15 protein-coding genes and 3 tRNA genes are annotated in these 16548 nt (G+C 62.2%); 7 read left to right on the forward strand and 11 right to left on the reverse strand.

Annotated elements, in window-relative coordinates:
* Positions 1-93: 93 nt before the first annotated feature.
* From nusA to scpB, 4 genes are all read right to left on the reverse strand, one after another.
* Positions 94-1572 (reverse strand): transcription termination factor NusA, encoded by a 1479-nt coding sequence (nusA, locus tag AC1DSJ_RS12450; protein ID WP_054423619.1) that lies wholly within the window; start codon positions 1570-1572, stop codon positions 94-96.
* Entirely contained in the window at positions 1569-2075 is a 507-nt protein-coding gene (gene rimP / locus AC1DSJ_RS12455; protein ID WP_054423621.1) for a ribosome maturation factor RimP, read from the reverse strand. The genes nusA and rimP overlap by 4 nt, the downstream gene beginning before the upstream one ends.
* A 537-nt stretch (positions 2076-2612) precedes the next feature.
* Positions 2613-4454: a pseudouridine synthase gene (locus tag AC1DSJ_RS12460; RefSeq protein WP_054423623.1), complete on the reverse strand. Its 1842-nt coding sequence runs from the start codon at positions 4452-4454 to the stop codon at positions 2613-2615.
* A 35-nt stretch (positions 4455-4489) separates the two neighbouring features.
* Positions 4490-5602, reverse strand: a complete 1113-nt coding sequence (scpB, locus tag AC1DSJ_RS12465; RefSeq protein WP_054423625.1) for an SMC-Scp complex subunit ScpB — start codon at positions 5600-5602, stop codon at positions 4490-4492.
* A gap of 62 nt (positions 5603-5664) precedes the next feature.
* On the opposite strand from scpB, the gene AC1DSJ_RS12470 reads away from it, so the two are divergent.
* Positions 5665-5741: transfer RNA gene (locus AC1DSJ_RS12470), tRNA-Met, on the forward strand.
* Here the strand turns inward: AC1DSJ_RS12470 and AC1DSJ_RS12475 are convergent.
* From AC1DSJ_RS12475 to AC1DSJ_RS12490, 4 genes are all read right to left on the reverse strand, one after another.
* Entirely contained in the window at positions 5720-6001 is a 282-nt protein-coding gene (locus tag AC1DSJ_RS12475) for a hypothetical protein (RefSeq protein WP_175169695.1), read from the reverse strand. The genes AC1DSJ_RS12470 and AC1DSJ_RS12475 overlap by 22 nt on opposite strands.
* Before the next feature lie 473 nt (positions 6002-6474).
* Positions 6475-7380 (reverse strand): LysR family transcriptional regulator, encoded by a 906-nt coding sequence (locus tag AC1DSJ_RS12480; protein WP_441370686.1) that lies wholly within the window; start codon positions 7378-7380, stop codon positions 6475-6477.
* Positions 7381-7495: 115 nt separating this feature from the next.
* Positions 7496-8497, reverse strand: a complete 1002-nt coding sequence (locus AC1DSJ_RS12485) for a CobW family GTP-binding protein (protein ID WP_441370685.1) — start codon at positions 8495-8497, stop codon at positions 7496-7498.
* Positions 8498-8642: 145 nt separating this feature from the next.
* A tRNA-Asn gene (locus AC1DSJ_RS12490) sits at positions 8643-8718 on the reverse strand.
* A gap of 232 nt (positions 8719-8950) precedes the next feature.
* Between AC1DSJ_RS12490 and AC1DSJ_RS12495 the strand changes: the two genes are divergently transcribed.
* From AC1DSJ_RS12495 to AC1DSJ_RS12510, 4 genes are all read left to right on the forward strand, one after another.
* Positions 8951-9026: transfer RNA gene (locus AC1DSJ_RS12495), tRNA-Thr, on the forward strand.
* A 152-nt stretch (positions 9027-9178) separates the two neighbouring features.
* Positions 9179-9838, forward strand: a complete 660-nt coding sequence (locus AC1DSJ_RS12500; protein ID WP_054423629.1) for a response regulator — start codon at positions 9179-9181, stop codon at positions 9836-9838.
* Positions 9835-11169 carry an ATP-binding protein gene (locus AC1DSJ_RS12505; protein ID WP_054423631.1) on the forward strand — a complete coding sequence of 445 codons (1335 nt, stop codon included), beginning with the start codon at positions 9835-9837 and terminating at the stop codon, positions 11167-11169. Before AC1DSJ_RS12500 ends, AC1DSJ_RS12505 begins: the two co-directional genes overlap by 4 nt.
* A 78-nt stretch (positions 11170-11247) precedes the next feature.
* Positions 11248-12690, forward strand: a complete 1443-nt coding sequence (locus AC1DSJ_RS12510) for a DegQ family serine endoprotease (RefSeq protein WP_054423634.1) — start codon at positions 11248-11250, stop codon at positions 12688-12690.
* A gap of 159 nt (positions 12691-12849) precedes the next feature.
* On the opposite strand, the gene maiA is transcribed toward AC1DSJ_RS12510, so the two are convergent.
* Genes maiA through AC1DSJ_RS12525 form a run of 3 tightly spaced genes read right to left on the reverse strand, consistent with a single transcriptional unit; the run spans position 12850 to position 14995 of the window.
* Positions 12850-13494 (reverse strand): maleylacetoacetate isomerase, encoded by a 645-nt coding sequence (gene maiA, locus AC1DSJ_RS12515; RefSeq protein ID WP_441370684.1) that lies wholly within the window; start codon positions 13492-13494, stop codon positions 12850-12852.
* Between the two features lie 47 nt (positions 13495-13541).
* The gene (ispH, locus tag AC1DSJ_RS12520) at positions 13542-14519 is read right to left on the reverse strand and encodes a 4-hydroxy-3-methylbut-2-enyl diphosphate reductase (RefSeq protein ID WP_175169692.1); all 978 of its coding nucleotides are present in this window, start codon (positions 14517-14519) and stop codon (positions 13542-13544) included.
* Positions 14519-14995: an FKBP-type peptidyl-prolyl cis-trans isomerase gene (locus tag AC1DSJ_RS12525; protein ID WP_156336599.1), complete on the reverse strand. Its 477-nt coding sequence runs from the start codon at positions 14993-14995 to the stop codon at positions 14519-14521. Before AC1DSJ_RS12525 ends, ispH begins: the two co-directional genes overlap by 1 nt.
* A 49-nt stretch (positions 14996-15044) precedes the next feature.
* On the opposite strand from AC1DSJ_RS12525, the gene radC reads away from it, so the two are divergent.
* The gene (radC, locus tag AC1DSJ_RS12530) at positions 15045-15722 is read left to right on the forward strand and encodes a RadC family protein (RefSeq protein ID WP_175169690.1); all 678 of its coding nucleotides are present in this window, start codon (positions 15045-15047) and stop codon (positions 15720-15722) included.
* 137 nt (positions 15723-15859) lie between these two features.
* Positions 15860-16486: an arylformamidase gene (gene kynB, locus AC1DSJ_RS12535; protein ID WP_050727757.1), complete on the forward strand. Its 627-nt coding sequence runs from the start codon at positions 15860-15862 to the stop codon at positions 16484-16486.
* Positions 16487-16548: the final 62 nt, after the last annotated feature.

Consider the following 16548-nt stretch of genomic DNA (forward strand, 5'->3'; position numbering starts at 1 on the left):
GGCTCTCTCTTCCCTATATGCAGCTATTACAAACAACGTGAACTTGCGGTGGATAAAACCAGCACTACCCACCGCAGACCCGTGTCCTTTTGGTTATTCTTCGTCGAACCAATGGGCACGGGCACGCATGATGAGGTCGCTGGCTTCCTGCTCGGTCAAGCCGGCGATTTCCGCCAGTTCGTCCGTTGCCAATTCGGCCAGATCATCACGCGTATGCACTTGACGCTCGGCCAGCTTGCCAGCCAGCTCTTGCGTCATGCCTTCGAGTTCAAGCAAATCCTGTGCGGTCTCAAGGCGCTCTTCCTGGGCAATTGCCTCAGTCAGCAACGCATTGCGAGCACGGGCGCGCAATTCATTGATGGTGTCTTCGTCAAACGCTTCGATTTCCAGCAGTTCCTGCATGGGCACGTAAGCGATTTCCTCGATACCGGTAAAACCTTCGTCGATCAGGATGTCAGCGACTTCCTCGTCAACGTCCAGCTTGCTCATGAACGTGGTGCGCAGACCCGACCGCTCGACTTCCTGGCGGTTCAGGCTTTCTTCCGGCGTCATGATGTTGATCTGCCAACCAGTCAGTTCGGACGCCAGGCGYACGTTCTGACCCTTGGCGCCGATCGCCTTGGGCAGGTTTTCTTCGTCGACGACGACGTCCATCGCATGCTTGTCTTCATCAACGACGATCGATTCGACGTTGGCCGGCGCCAGGGCGCCGATGACAAACTGCGCGGGGTCTTCCGACCACAGCACGATATCGACCTGCTCGCCGCCCAACTCATTGCGCACTGCAGTAACACGCGAACCACGCATGCCCACGCACGTGCCGATGGGATCGATCCGCTTATCGTATGCCACGACGGCGATCTTCGCACGCACACCCGCATCACGGGCAGCAGCCTTGATCTCGAGCAGACCCTGCTCGATTTCCGGAACTTCGTTCTCGAACAACTGGCGGATGAACTCGGGCGAGGTGCGCGACAGAATCACCTGCTGGCCACGCGCGGCGTGGTCAACACGCAACACATAGGCGCGGACGCGGTCGGCGACCCGGAGGTTTTCCTTCGGAATCATCTCGGAACGGGGCAGGCGCGCTTCGATCTTGCCGGTTTCGACAATGGCGTCACCCTTGTCCATGCGCTTGATCGTGCCGGACACAATGGTTTCGCCACGATCCAGGAAGTCGTTCAGCACCTGTTCGCGCTCGGCGTCACGGATCTTTTGCAGAATGGCCTGCTTGGCCGCCTGCGCGCCGATACGGCCGAATTCGATGGGTTCAAGCGGCTCTTCGATGTACTCGCCTTCCTGGATGCCAGGAACGATTTCCACCGCGTCCGACAGCATTTCCTGCTTGTCGGGTTCTTGCAGGCCGGCTTCGTCCGGCACCACCAGCCAGCGGCGGAAGCCTTCGTGATCGCCGGTTTCCCTATCGATGGCGACACGAATGTCCGCATCATCCTTGAAGCGCTTTTTCATGGCCGAGGCCAGCGCACTTTCCAGTGCACCGAACACGACGTCACGCGTGACGTTCTTTTCACGCGCCAAGGCATCGACCAACAGAAGAATTTCGCGACTCATCGCTTTTTGCCCTTGAAATCCAGAACGGGATCCAGTTTTGCACGCTCGATATCATCGACCGTGAAATTCAACACCTGGATGTCGTTCTTTTTTGCCTCAAATTCGAGACCGAACACGACGGTCTTGTGCATCCCAGCAGCAGCGTCCGAGGCGGCGGCGTCGTCTTCAGGCACGGTCAACGTGCCAGAGAAGACCTTACGTCCGTCTAATGCCTCGCGCAGCTTGATCTCGATGCGCTCGCCAGCAAAGCGCCGGAACTCGGCCTCGTTGCGCAACGGGCGGTCAATGCCCGGCGAGCCAACTTCCAGGCGCTTGTAGTCGACGTTTTCGACCTCAAACACCCGCGACAATTGGCGAGACACCTGTTCACAGTCTTCGATGCGCACACCGCCGACCCGATCGATCGTTACGCGCAAAAGGCCCAGGGCGGCACGCTCGACGTCCACGAGTTCGACGTCCATGCCGGCCAGAGCCTCTTCGGTCAATGCGAATAAATCAGCCATATACTCAAAAAAAATGGGCTGCACGCCCAGCCCACCGATATTGCGCAGAGCCCAGCCGCTTCCCTACTACACGTAAGGAGCAATGCTGGGCAGCGCCCTATATTGCGACCTAATTTGTGGTTTGCGCCACGAAACCCCCGCAGGGTTTCTCAACCTTGGCCGCCCCAGCCCGACCTGCGGACCCGACGGCACTTGGCGCAAATTCCGATGCCAACTGCTCTTGCTTAAAGCTACTAGCACTGCGTTCTTAGCGGGGCATATTCAGCCCTGCATTTTTAGCACTGCCCTAGCACCGCTTTTCCAGCATTGCCCTGCTTTTCCAGCGTTGCCCTGCCTCGCATTGCGATATTTGCACGCCACAGCAGAGCAATAAGCACCATGCCAACCGCCTTTGCCTGACAAAAAGCAATGACGCGAAGCCATGAAAACCATTGATTTTACCAGATAAACTGGAAAAACGCCTGATTCGTCACGGGCTTACCGTTATGCGGGACACATCGTGCCCGGCGGCGCAGCTAGCGCCGCCGCCAGCAACGCTCAGCGGCCCTGACGGCCACGTCCGCCCATCACACCCAGACGGGACTCGTGGGCCGATGCGCCACGCGGCTGCCAATCATCACCGCGAGCCGACGACGAAGGCGAAGACGACGAGGCGCTACGCGGAGCGCGCGGTTTGCCGCCTGCGCCCGGACCCTTGTTGGCTGCTGAATTGCCTGCACCGCGCGGGCCTTCAGCCTTGTTGCCACCCCGGCCGCCAGCACCCGCAGGCTTGCCATTGCGGCCGCCGGCGTTGCCGCCACGCGCACCCGCAGGCTTGCCACCCGGCTTGCCACCAGAAGGCTTGCGGCCGCCGCCCACAGGCGCCTCGGCCACATTACCCACGGCCACATCCGCCGAACCCACGTTACCCGACGGGCCATTGGCCGCCGCCGAACGCGGACCGCGCGGTTTGCCGCCAGGCTTGCCGCCTGCGTTGCCGCTAGGCTTACCACCCTGTTTGCCGCCCGGACGGCCACCGCCCGGCGCCGCCGAACGGCCACCTGGCTTGCCACCCTTGCGATTACCGCCTGCGCCTTCCGCAGCCAGCGGATGGCCATTGGCATAACCGCCAGCAATCATCAAACCCGTGCCGAACGGATCGGACGGACACGCGGCCGTTTGACCCGCGCTGCCCAAGCGACCGCCTTGCAGCTTGCCGCGACGGCCGATACGCGCGCCGTTCATCCCGTTGCGATCCATCGTGCCAAAGCCCGGAGGCAACGCGCTGTCATGCGATTGCGGCTGCTTCGAGCGGCGGCGATTACCGCCCGATTCGTCGTCTTCACGCAACAGTCCAAGCTGGACCATCAACGCGGTGACCAACGAACCATCCAACTCTTCCCAGCGGCCCCGGCGCAACGTGCGCGGCAGGACCACATCACCGAAACGGGTGCGGATCAGGCGGCTGACCGTAACGCCAACCGCTTCAAACATGCGGCGGACTTCGCGGTTGCGGCCTTCTTGCAAGGTCACGCGATACCAGCGGTTGCTGCCGTCGCCACCCAGATAATCCAGCGCGCCGAATGCCGCCAAGCCGTCTTCCAGCTCGATGCCATCCACGAGCGACTGGCGCTGCGCTTCGTCCATTTCACCCAGCACGCGCACCGCGTACTCGCGCTCGGTGCCATAACGGGGGTGCATGATGCGGTTGGCCATGTCACCGGAGGTCGTGAAGATCAGCAGGCCTTCAGTGTTCAAGTCCAGACGGCCGACCGACAGCCACTTGCCCGTGCGCAGCTTGGGCAAGCGCGCGAACACGCTGGCGCGGCCTGCCGGGTCGTCATGACTGACGATTTCGCCTGCCGGCTTGTGATACAGGATCACGCGCGGCGGCTTCTTGGTGTTCACGCGCATGATCGGCTTGCCGTTCACGCGAACCTGGTCGTTCGGAGCCACGCGCTGGCCAATATGGGCCGGCTCGCCGTTGACCGACACGCGGCCAGCAACAATCAGCTCTTCCATTTCGCGGCGCGAACCGATACCGGCATCCGCCAGCACCTTGTGCAGCTTGGGCATGACCGAATCACTGTTCAGGTACTTGCCCAGGCGCTGCTCCATGCGGTCCGCCGTCTCGAGGTACGACAGAGCCTGCTCGGCTTCCTGCTCACCACCGCGGGAGTCAGGCGACTCGACCGGGGCGGCGGCAGCCGCGGGCTGGCCTTCGACAGCGGGTGCTTGCTCGCCCGTTGCATCGCCACGACGGCGACGGAACGGCGTCCTCAGCTTGCGGCCGCGGCCACGGGCTGCGCCCTCGCCTTCGGCAGCCGGCTCGCGCGCGGCGGAGGATTCCGGCTGACCGTTGGAAACGGTGTCATCCGAACGGGGATTGTCGTCCTGCATTGCTGTATTCGTTGTCACTGGGACAGCTCCGAATTTCAAACTTGGGTAGGCCTGCCAGGGGCAGGCTCGTCATCATCAGGGGACGCCGAATCTCGGCTGGCGCCAGGCCGCGCCGGGTCCGTTTCATCCGAGGCCACAGAGGCGGCATCGGGGTCGGGCCGAACAGGATCATCAAGGCCGAAATCGGGCTCATGCCCAGCGGCGCCAGGCGCTGCGTGATCGGTCTCGTCAATCGGGTCGGTCGGTTCCGCGTGTTTTGCGTTCTCGACACTTTCCTTTGCAGCACCGTCCTCAGGGGATTCGGCGGCTATATCGGAAATGTCGTTACCGGCTCTGTCGTCGGGAAAACCGGACAGGGTCGGCGTATCGGACAAGCCTTCGGCTTGCTCCCGGACGGTGGGTTCGTCGGCGGGAATCGCGCCTTCTTCTGTGCGCGAAACGACGGATTCTACGCTATCGACCGGGGCTATGGGTGCATCGTCTTCCGAAACAGACAATTCCGCAACGGGGATAGTGTCATTTTCAGCACTTTCGACCGGTATTTCACCCGGCACTTCACCCGGCACTTCACCCATCACTTGCTGCACTTCTCCCAGATCCAGCCCCGCCAACGCGGCGGCAGCCTGTGCCGACTCCAGCGGCGGAAGCTCATCCAGCGCCCGCAGCCCGAGATCGTCCAGGAACTGGCGCGTGGTGCCGAACAGGGCCGGCCGGCCGGGCGCATCACGATGCCCGATCACTTCAATCCACCCCCGATCTTCCAGCGCCTTCACGATCTGCGAAGACACAGTGACGCCACGGATATCTTCAATATCGCCACGCGTTACCGGCTGACGCCAAGCAACAATCGCCAGCGTCTCCATCACGGCGCGCGAATACTTGGGCGGCTTTTCAGGACTCAGCCGCTCAAGGTAGCGCTGCATATGCGGGCGGCTTTGAAAGCGCCAACCGCTTGCCAGCTGCACCAGCTCAAGGCCGCCATCGGCCCAATTGGCCTGCAGCGTCTCCAACAGCGCACGCAGCTTACTGTTGTCGAATTGTTCATCGTCCCCGAATAGCTTGCGCATATCGGACAGTTGCATCGGCTGCACCGCACATAAAAGCGCGGTTTCCAGCACGAGTATTGCCTCGCTATCGTTCATCGACATTCAAATTCAAAAAGGGCTAACTTGCGCTAGGTTGGAAATAAGGTTAATATTCTTTTCTCAGACGCGGGGTGGAGCAGTCTGGCAGCTCGTCGGGCTCATAACCCGAAGGTCGTAGGTTCAAATCCTGCCCCCGCAACCAAATTTGATGAAGGCCTGGCGATTTCGCCGGGCCTTTTTCATTTGCGCGACGATTTTCATGCGTTCCGCGCTTTTCATTTGTGCAGCGCTCATTTGTGCAGTGCTTTGCTGGGCATTGTGTTCGGCGACTTCTTTTGCACCCGCTTTTGCAGCAGTTGCGCACGCCAACCACCCACGCACTTCCACAGCCATCCGCGCCTCGACACGAGCCAGCACTCGGACGGACCCGCTACAGACGGCGTTGATTTGCGTAGTGTTCACAAGTTTCCTGCGTTGACTGCCATGCATGACGGCGATGCGGCAAAACGGCCGCGCCGATCAAGATAGGGCGATAAGCCTGTCCGATTCGTGTCGCGACAGACGCCTTAAGCAAATTCTGGAAAGCTGGCATCACTTGCCAACAAGCCTGCGGGACACGCCGGCACCCCGCGTCATCATCCCGTGGCAATCAGTATCAAGACCTGGGCCATCAAAGCATGGATACGGTGTCGCGGCGAGCTGCCGCGCCCTGAACCCATGCGCCCCTTGTACATGCGAAGACTCCTTCGCGATGCAATAGCCTGATCCAGGCCGGACTTACGATTCTTAGATATTTTCGAAGACCACCGCTCGCAAACATGGGCTTGCCTAAGTTGCCAAAACTGCGGCTGCCAAATCTGCGCGAGCAATTCGCAAATTATACCGCCATAACCCTCACCCTCAAGCCCACGGGCCCGCAATACGCGCCGGGGAATTTATCCGGCAGGCTTGTCCCATGGCGCAGAACCGAGCCGATCTACCAGAAAATCCAGCATCGAACGCAGAATCAGCGGCATTTGGCGACGCGATGCATACACACCATAAATGCCTAATTCCTGAGGCTTGCACTGCGGCAAAATCGCCTTCAACCTGCCCGCAGCAAGATGCTCCCCCGCGTAGTAGGTTGGCAACATGGCAATGCCCGCCCCTTCCAGCGCGGCGCTACACAGCACCGACACTTCGTTGGCGCTGATATTTCCGCTGACAGGAACATCCACCGGCTGGCCATCGCGCTCAAAACGCCACAGGCTCTTGCCGAAGTAGGAATGGGTCAGGCAATTGCGCAAGGACAGATCCTCGACGCGCGCCGGCACGCCTTCGCGCGCCAGATAGTCCGGTGACGCACAGACCACCGAACGGCAGACGGCCAGCTTGCGAGCAATGAGATTCGGGTCCAGATCATTGGTGATGCGCACTGCCAGATCCACCCGCTCTTCGACCAGGTTCACAGCGCGCTCAACCAACATCAGATCCACCGACGTGCCTGGATGCTGTTTGACGTAATCCGTGACGGCGCCGGCCAGATGCTTGGCGCCAAACGACATGCTGGTCGTGATGCGCAACAAGCCGCGCGGCGTATCTTCAGGCGTGGAGACCGCATTGCGCAGATCTCCCACCATATCCAGCATCTGCCGGCAGCGCGGCAGGGTTTCCGCGCCTGCTGGCGTCAGACTCAGGCGGCGTGTCGTGCGGTGCAGCAAGCGCACCCCCACCCACTGCTCCATCTCGGCCAGATACCTCGACACCATCGCTCGCGACATGTCCAAATGGACAGCGGCCGCCGACAGGCTACCCCGGTCAGCGACCTCCACGAACACCTGCATGGCTTTCAGACGATCCATGATTGTCTCGATTCTTGCATCAGACCGTACCGGTTATACCGTATTTCTGTGCAACATCCGCGCCGAATATGAGACATTTTGCGCACAGAACCGACCGACCGGCCCTGCACCCACATCAGGCAGACGACTGGCCCAGCGCCTCGCAAACCGCAGCCCGCACCTCATCCGCACCCAAGCCACGGAAGATATAGACCAGATGCGAGGATCGATCATCCCCAGGCCATTGCGCGAGGCCGCGCAAGGGATACAACTCACCATGCACACCGTGCACCTCGCAGGGCAGCGCCTCGCCTTCGAAACACACCAGCCCCTTCATGCGCAACAGCCCCTGGCCGAAGCGTTCCTGAATTCGCGACACCCCCGCCAGGAAAGCAGCACGGCCCATCGGCGAAGACAAGGTCAGTGAAAAACTGGCGACTTGCGCATGCCGGCCAGCTGCCGGCTGGGCGAATGCCTGAAGCCAATTCGACAGCGCAACGCCATCCCGCCGCGCCAGCACATCCGGGCCGTCGCGCAACACACCCGCCAACGGCGAATCCTGACGTTGCACACACCGCTGCGCACCCGGGTTGATCGCAACAACCGCCTGCTCCACCCGCCGCAATTGCGCCGCATCCGCCAGGTCAGACTTGCTGAGCACAACCGTATCCGCCAAGGCCAGTTGCCGGGACGCCTCGGGCTGCGTGGCCAATTGCGCTTCACCATGGCGCACATCAACCAGCACGATCGCGCCGCGATACGCATAGCGCTCGGCCAAAAAATGGTCGTGTTTGAGCATGAACAGAATGGACGCTGGATCAGCCAACCCGCTGGTTTCGATCAGCACATGACGAAACGGCTTGATCCGGCGGCTGACCGCCAACATGAACAGATCGCGCAAGGTGTCGACCACCGCGCCGCTAACCACGCAACACAGGCAACCGCCTTCGATCAGAACCACATTTGCCGGCGCCAGGCGCACCAAGTGATGGTCCACGCCGATATCGCCGTACTCGTTGACGACGACAACCGCATCGGCATATGCCGGCTCGTGCAGCAAGCGGTTAAGCAGCGTGGTTTTGCCGCTGCCCAGAAACCCCGAAATCACGGTCACGCCAATGCGCTTATCGTCTTCCATTGCCTTCGACCCAACCCGTTTCATTGCGCCCACCCCACCATGGAAGCGGATCGCGCAGCGTACAACAGAGGGCGCCCGACCTGGGCCGCGGAAAACAAAAAGGCCACTCGCTTGCGTGAGTGGCCTTGATGTTCGGTATTTGTTTTGGCTCCCCGAGCTGGGCTCGAACCAGCGACCTGCGGATTAACAGTCCGTCGCTCTACCGACTGAGCTATCGGGGACCTGCCAAGAACGTAATTATGAACTAAATTTTTGGCGCATGCAAATCACAGAATTTTTAGATCTTTTTGCGTCGATTGTTTCCCATCGGGAAAAAACTCTGATATGATTTCGGTCTTTCCAGATCAGGCCCTAAAAACAGGCCAGTGAACGGGAAGAAACAAAGATGTTTTGCTTGTTGTTCAGCATCGCCGAATTCAACACCGGCACGCAGAAGTTGAAGCAAATGGTCTTGCCGGCATAGCTCAGTTGGTAGAGCAGCGCATTCGTAATGCGAAGGTCGTAGGTTCGACTCCTATTGCCGGCACCAAATTCAAAAAGCAGCCCTCTCGGGCTGCTTTTTTCATTTCCGCGCATCCTTCGCTCGAGCGCCCCTTCCCTTGGCGGCCCGCTCACGGGAACTCCATCCGCCCCACACGCGTCCAACTTGCTGGATTTTCCATCAGCCAAGCGAAGACCACCATGCGCATCCTTCTCGTCGAAGACGACATCATGATCGGTGAAAGCGTATTGGACTGCCTGCGCGCGGAGCATTACGCCGTCGACTGGGTCAAGGACGGCAACGCTGCCGAGCTGGCCTTGCGCACCGACACCTATGACTTGATTCTGCTGGACCTGGGCCTGCCCAAGCGCGACGGCCTGACGTTGTTGCGCGACCTGCGCACGCGCAAGGACCGCACGCCAGTCCTGATCGCCACCGCCCGCGACGCCGTCAGCGACCGCATCGCGGGGCTGGACGCCGGCGCGGACGACTACGTCGTCAAACCGTACGACGTAGACGAACTGCTGGCCCGCATGCGCGCGCTGATCCGGCGCAGCGCCGGGCGCGCCGAGCCCGTGTTTGAGCACGAAGGCATCACCATCGACCCGCAATCACATGCGGCGATGGTGGATGGCACGCCCGTTGCGCTGACCGCCCGCGAATGGGCCGTGCTGGAACCCCTGATCGCCCGCCCGGGCATGATCTTTTCCCGCGCCCAGCTGGAAGAAAAACTCTACAGCTGGAAAGACAGCGTCAGCAGCAACGCGGTTGAGGTTTATATTCATGGCCTGCGCAAGAAACTGGGTCCGAACCTGATCCAGAACGTCAGAGGCGTCGGCTATGTCATTCCCAAAACATGAGCATTCGGCTTAGCGACTCGCTACGAGCCCGTCTGCTGTTCTTCCTGCTGGCCGCCATCGTGGTCGGCGCGCTGGCGCAAGCCGCCATCGCCTATCGCAGCACGCTCGCGCAGGCCGACGACATCTTTGATTCGCTGCTGCAACGCACCGCCCTGTCACTCGGCACGGGCGATGGCTTGCTCAGCACGGGCCCGACGCACAACCGCGGCGCCGCCACGCCCATGGCCGACGACCTGATCATCCAGATCTGGACGCCTGACGGCCTGCGCGTCTTCAACTCGCGTTCGCGCCGCCCCCTGCCCGACCAGATCGTGCTGGGGTTTTCCGACGCCAAAATGGAAGGCACCACGTATCGCGTGTATTCACTGGCGACGCCCTTCCAGGTGATCCAAGTTGCGCAGGACATGGACGTGCGCAAGCACATGGCGCGCGCACTGGCTCTGCGCACCATCGCGCCCATTGCGGCGGCGGCGCCCGTCCTGATGCTGATCATCTGGTGCGTGGTGAGCTGGTCGCTGCGCCCCGTCAATCGCGCGCGCGAACAGGTTGCCGCGCGGCAACCCGAAGACTTGTCGCCGGTCAGCGTGACGGGGCTGCCCGATGAAATCCGCCCCCTTATCGTGGAACTGAATCTGCTGCTGGAACGCATGCGGGGCGCGTTCGCGCAACAAAAGCAATTCGTCGGAGACGCCGCCCATGAATTGCGATCTCCGCTGACGGCACTGCGCCTGCAACTGCAAGCGCTGCGACGCGCCAGCGACCCAGACGCCCGCCAGATTGCCGAACAGCGCCTGGCCGCCGGCATCGACCGCGCCACACGCTTGGTCGAACAGCTGCTGTCCATGGCCCGCCACGAAAGCACAGCCGAACAGACACCCGCCGCCCCCGTGGATCTGGCCGATGTGCTGCGTCAGGCCCTGTCTGAAAACCTGCCGCAGGCGAACACCAAGTCGATCACCATCGACATGGACGGCGCCGATGAAGCCGTCATGCAAGGGCACCGCGACGCGCTGGTGCTGCTGGCGCGCAACCTGCTGGACAACGCCATCAAGCACTCGCCGGAAGGCGGGCGCATCCGGCTGCATTTGGATCAAGCGAAAGACAAGGTGTCTTTCACAATTGACGACGAAGGCCCCGGCATTCCCCCCGCCGAACGTGAACGCGTCTTCGACCGCTTCTACCGCGCCGAAGGCAATACGCAGCACGGCAGCGGCCTGGGGCTGTCTATCGCCCGCGCCATCGCCGACCGCCATCACGCCGCAATTTTCCTGGAAGACGCCCCCGGCGGCCACGGGCTGCGCGCACGCGTGGAATTCCCCCTTCGCGGATGATTTCAGCGATTTAAGATTCACCTAAGTGTCAGGCCCGAAGATAGCGTCATGTCCTCAAACATGAACCCAGGAGCCGACATGAAGACCTCGCAAATGAAACCCTCGCGCCTGATGCTGGCGCTGCTGGCCGCTGGCGCCATTGGCGGCGCTGGCGCAACCGCCGTGATGGGCGGCGTGTCGATGGCGGCCAACGCGCCGGCCGTCGCCGCTGCGCCGCAATCGATCAATACCTCCAGCCCGCCGAACTTCGCGCAGATCACGCGCGACTTCGGGCCGGCCGTTGTCAATATCAGCGTCAGTGGCACCCGCAAGGTGTCGGCCGACGATGGTGATCCCTTCGCCCAGTTCTTTGGCCAGATCCCCGGCTCGCGCGGCCGCATGCCAGCGCGTGAAGTACCGATGCGCGGCGAAGGCTCGGGCTTCATCATCAGCAACGACGGCACCATCCTGACCAATGCACACGTGGTGCAAGACGCCAAGGAAGTGACCGTCAAGCTCACCGACCGCCGCGAATTCAAGGCCAAGGTGCTGGGCGCCGACCCGCAGACAGACGTGGCCGTGCTCAAGATCGACGCCAAGAACCTGCCCGTCGTGAAGGTGGGTGACGTCAACCAATTGCAAGTCGGCGAATGGGTGTTGGCCATAGGCTCGCCCTACGGCCTGGAGAACACCGCGACGGCCGGCATCGTCAGCGCCAAGGGGCGTTCACTGCCGGACGATACGTCGGTGCCGTTCATCCAGACGGACGTGGCCGTCAACCCGGGTAATTCGGGCGGCCCGCTGTTTAACGACCGCGGCGAAGTCGTGGGCATCAACTCGCAGATCTACAGCCGCACAGGCGGCTTCCAGGGCCTGTCGTTCTCGATCCCCATCGATGTGGCCTACAAGATCAAGGACCAGATCTTGCAGCACGGCAAGGTGCAGCATGCGCGGTTGGGCGTGACGGTGCAGGAAGTGAATCAAGACCTGGCCAACTCGTTCAAGCTGGAGTCGCCGTCCGGCGCACTGGTGTCCAGCGTCGAGAAAGGCAGCGCGGCTGAGAAGGCCGGCCTGCAACCGGGCGACGTGGTACGGCAGATCGACGGCAAGACCATCGTGTCTTCTGGTGACTTGGCATCCATGATCACGCTGGCCTCGCCCGGCGAGAAGATCAAGCTGGATGTATGGCGTGCCGGCGCGCCGAAGGAACTCGTCGCCACGCTGGGCGGCGTGCCGAAGGACAAGTCGCAAACGGCGTCAGGGGATCAGGACGTGCAGCGCGGCCAACTGGGCCTGGCCCTGCGCCCGCTGAGCCCACAAGAGCAACAGGCGTCCGGCACCGAAGGCCTGCTGATTGAGCGCTCGGCCGGTCCGGCCGCCAAAGCGGGCATCGAACCGGGTGACGTGCTGCTGTCCTTGAACGGCGTACCCGTGCGCGATATCGCGCAGGTGAAGGCGGAACTGTCGAAAGCTGGCAAGACGGTTGCGCTGCTGGTGCAGCGCGGCGAAGACAAGATCTTCGTGCCGGTGCAGATCGGCTAAGCGCATCCGCGCTTTACGAACGGCGCCTTACGAACGGCGCTTTACGAACCGCGCTTTACGATCGGCGCCTTACGATCAGCGCTTTACGAACGGCGCTTTACGATCGGCGCCGTATGACTTCGAGTCTCAGGACTTTGGGTCGTACGGCGTCGGCTCGTCCTACTCCGCGTCGGGCTGCTTGCCCGGTGCGGCGTTTGCAAAAGCCGGCAGTGCGCGGCAAGCGGCATCGATACGCACCACATTGGGCATCGACGACAGATCGCATTCGAAGCGCTGCGCATTGGCCACTTGCGGCACTAGACACAGGTCTGCAATGGTCGGCGTATCGCCGTGACAGAAGTTACCCGTGGCGCTGGAACGCGCCAGTTGCGATTCCAGGGCCTCAAGCCCCTGATGCACCCAATGCTTGTACCAGGCAGTCTTTGCGGCTTCATCCACACCCAGGGTGTGCTTCAGATACTTCAGCACGCGCAGGTTGTTCAACGGATGCGTGTCGCACGCAATGCCCAACGCCAGATCGCGCACGCGCGCGCGGCCGATTGCGTCAGCGGGCAATAGCGGCACGTTGGGGTGCGTTTCTTCCAGGTATTCAATGATGGCCAGCGACTGGCCAATGACCGCGTCGCCGTCAATCAGCGTAGGTACCAGCGCCGTCGGATTCAGCTTGCGATAGCCCTCCGACAACTGCTGGCCGCCATCCTTCAGCAGATGCACCGGCACTGTCTCGTACGGCAAGCCCTTGAGATTCAAGGCGATGCGCACGCGGTACGCGGCCGAGCTGCGGAAATAGCTATACAACTGCATGAAGTCTCCTTGAAGTCTTTTCTGGCGCCGCGCCGGGCGGCAGCCGCTTATTCCAGCGATTCCGTTTGCGCAGCCTTGCGCGACAAGCCCTTGGGCAGCGGGAACGCCACATTTTCTTCCAGGCCGGGCATCGTGCGAACCGATACCGCGCCCAATTCCTTCACGCGGTCGATCACCTGTTGCACCAGGATCTCGGGGGCGGAAGCGCCCGCCGTGACGCCGATGCGCTTGCGGCCCACCAGCCACGCCGGGTCGATCGATTGCGCGCCATCAATCAGATAAGACGCCACGCCCTTGCGCTCGGCCACTTCGCGCAAACGATTCGAGTTTGAGCTGTTGACGCTACCCACGACCAGCACCAGATCGCAATCCGGCGCCATCACCTTCACCGCGTCCTGACGGTTCTGGGTGGCGTAGCAGATGTCGCTTTTCTTGGGTTCGACGATGCTGGGGAAACGCGCCTTGAGCGCCTTGGACACCGCGTCCGCATCATCGACGGACAAGGTCGTCTGGGTGACGTAGGCCAGGTTTTCGGGGTCGGTCACTTCAAGGCCCGCCACGTCTTCCACGGTCTCGACCAGATACATGCCGCCCTGGGCCTGGCCCAGCGTGCCCTCGACCTCGGGGTGGCCCTTGTGACCGATCATGATGATCTCGCGGCCGGCCGCACGCATGCGCGCCACTTCAATATGCACCTTGGTGACCAGCGGGCAGGTGGCGTCAAACACCTGCAAGCCGCGCGATTCCGCTTCGGCCCGCACCGCCTTGGACACGCCATGCGCCGAGAACACGACGATGGCGCCCGCGGGCGCGTCGTCCAGCTCGTCAATGAAGATGGCGCCCTTGGCGCGCAGGTCTTCGACCACATAGCGGTTGTGCACGATCTCATGACGCACGTAGATCGGCGCGCCATGCAGTTCGATCGCGCGTTCGACGATATCGATCGCGCGGTCCACACCGGCACAGAAGCCGCGCGGCTGAGCCAGCAGGACTTCAGCGTCGACGGCGGTAACGGCCTTGCTCATCAGAGAACTCCCAGCAGCGCCACGTCGACGCGCAAGCTGATGCCCGCAAGCGGGTGGTTGAAGTCGAACAGCGCCGACTCATCGTTGATTTCTTTCAGAACGCCAGAATAACGCCCGCCGTTGGGCGCGGTGAATTCCACCAGGTCGCCCGGCTCGAACGTGGCGTCGGCGCCCGCGTGCTCGGCCAGCATGCCGCGCGTAACGCGCTGAATCAGCTCGGGGTTGCGGTCGCCATAGGCGTCCGCCGGCTCCAGCGTCACGCTGAACTTTTCGCCTTCGGCATGGCCGATCAGCGCGGCTTCCATGCCGGGCGCCCACTGGCCGCTGCCCATTTGCAGCGTGCCGGGACGGCCGTCGAAGGTGTCGGCGAAGACCGAATCCTTGCCAGGACCGGACGCGAGCGTGATGCGGTAATGCAGCGTTAGGTAGGAATCCTGACGGACAAAAACGTTCACTTCGTTAGAGGCGCTGCTCAAGATCTGCCACCGTATGGATATTGGATAAACCCCGATTTTAGAGCCTCTTATGAAATTGTCTGTCCGGCTGTCAAAACACGAGCGTCCCCGAGAGCGTCTGCTGCGCCACGGGGCCGCTGCGCTTCAGGATGCGGAACTGCTCGCCATCGCCCTGCGCACGGGCATTCCCGGGCTGAACGTGGTGGATCTTTCCAGCCGCCTGCTCGAGCGTTTTTCAGGGTTGCGGGGCTTATTAGGGGCCACACCCGACGAATTGATGACCGTTTCCGGGCTGGGCGCCGCCAAAGCCTGCACCCTGGCTGCGCTGCTGGAACTGGCCCGCCGGGCCGTCGAGGAAGACCTGACCCGCGCCGACGCCCTGCGCCACCCATCCCAGGTCAAACGCTATTGCATGACAGCGCTGGGACATCGCCAGGTGGAACATTGCATCGCGCTCTACCTGGACAACCAGTTGCGCGTGATCGCCACGGGCGAACTGGCGCGCGGCACGCTGTCGCAGGCCTCTGTCTACCCGCGCGAGGTCGTCCGCGAGGCGCTGCGCCACCACGCCGCCGCCCTGATCGTGGCGCACAACCACCCGTCGGGCCTGGCCGAACCCAGCGCCGCCGACCGCGGCTTCACGCAGCAGCTGAAACAGGCGCTGGCGCTGGTGGACATCAAACTGATCGACCACTTGATCGTCGCCGGGGCAGCCGTCATCTCCATGGCCGAACTGGGCGGCATGTAGCTCCCCGCGCGCCGCCGGAATTCGTTAGACTACCGCCCAGAATTGCTTTAGGCTTTAACCTATTCGCATGACCGATTGCCGTTTTTGCCGGCCCCGCTTTTGCCTGCCCCTTCCCTGCCAGACTTGAAACGCTTCTGATGAAACGCTTGTGGGACATTTCCCCGCCCGTCTCCACGGCGTCGCCTGTTTTTCCCGGCGACACGCCGTACCGCCAGCAATGGAAGTGGTCGCTTACGCCCGGCTGTCCGGTCAATGTCAGTGAAATCACGCTGTCGCCGCATATCGGCGCGCATGCGGATGCCCCGCTGCACTATCAGAACGGCGCCGCGGCCATCGGTGCGGTGTCGCTGGAACCCTTTCTAGGCCCCTGCCGCGTGATCCACGCGATCGACTGCGGCCCGCTGATCACCACCGACCACCTGGCCCATGCGGCCCTGAATCTTCCTCCGCGCGTGCTCGTGCGCACCGCCAAGCACGCGGCGCAAGACTGGTGGACCGACGATTTCTCCGCCTACGCGCCCCAGACCATCGAATGGCTGGCCGAACGCGGCGTCATACTGATCGGACTGGATACCGCCAGCATCGACCCCGCGTCCAGCAAGACCCTGGACAGCCATCACACGATCTTGCGGCACGACATGCGGGTGCTTGAAAACCTGGTGCTCGATGATGTGCCGGAAGGCGATTACGAATTGATCGCCCTGCCGTTGGCTTTGGTCCAGGCTGATGCCAGCCCGGTTCGCGCCGTCTTGCGCGAACTGTAGGCTGGTCCGCTGGCCTTCGAGCGGCCGCCTCACGCCGGCCGCTCGCTCTCGAAGACGCACGA

Source organism: Achromobacter sp. 01N37, assembly GCF_056399725.1.

What these genes read in the sequence shown, in the direction of transcription:
- maiA (WP_441370684.1), bottom strand. Translation starts at nt 13,494, where the DNA reads ATGCAGTTGTATAGCTATTTCCGCAGCTCGGCCGCGTACCGCGTGCGC.
- radC (WP_175169690.1), top strand. Translation starts at nt 15,045, where the DNA reads ATGAAATTGTCTGTCCGGCTGTCAAAACACGAGCGTCCCCGAGAGCGT.
- scpB (WP_054423625.1), bottom strand. Translation starts at nt 5,602, where the DNA reads ATGTCGATGAACGATAGCGAGGCAATACTCGTGCTGGAAACCGCGCTT.
- kynB (WP_050727757.1), top strand. Translation starts at nt 15,860, where the DNA reads ATGAAACGCTTGTGGGACATTTCCCCGCCCGTCTCCACGGCGTCGCCT.
- AC1DSJ_RS12500 (WP_054423629.1), top strand. Translation starts at nt 9,179, where the DNA reads ATGCGCATCCTTCTCGTCGAAGACGACATCATGATCGGTGAAAGCGTA.
- AC1DSJ_RS12480 (WP_441370686.1), bottom strand. Translation starts at nt 7,380, where the DNA reads ATGGATCGTCTGAAAGCCATGCAGGTGTTCGTGGAGGTCGCTGACCGG.
- AC1DSJ_RS12485 (WP_441370685.1), bottom strand. Translation starts at nt 8,497, where the DNA reads ATGGAAGACGATAAGCGCATTGGCGTGACCGTGATTTCGGGGTTTCTG.
- ispH (WP_175169692.1), bottom strand. Translation starts at nt 14,519, where the DNA reads ATGAGCAAGGCCGTTACCGCCGTCGACGCTGAAGTCCTGCTGGCTCAG.
- AC1DSJ_RS12505 (WP_054423631.1), top strand. Translation starts at nt 9,835, where the DNA reads ATGAGCATTCGGCTTAGCGACTCGCTACGAGCCCGTCTGCTGTTCTTC.
- rimP (WP_054423621.1), bottom strand. Translation starts at nt 2,075, where the DNA reads ATGGCTGATTTATTCGCATTGACCGAAGAGGCTCTGGCCGGCATGGAC.
- AC1DSJ_RS12510 (WP_054423634.1), top strand. Translation starts at nt 11,248, where the DNA reads ATGAAGACCTCGCAAATGAAACCCTCGCGCCTGATGCTGGCGCTGCTG.
- AC1DSJ_RS12460 (WP_054423623.1), bottom strand. Translation starts at nt 4,454, where the DNA reads ATGCAGGACGACAATCCCCGTTCGGATGACACCGTTTCCAACGGTCAG.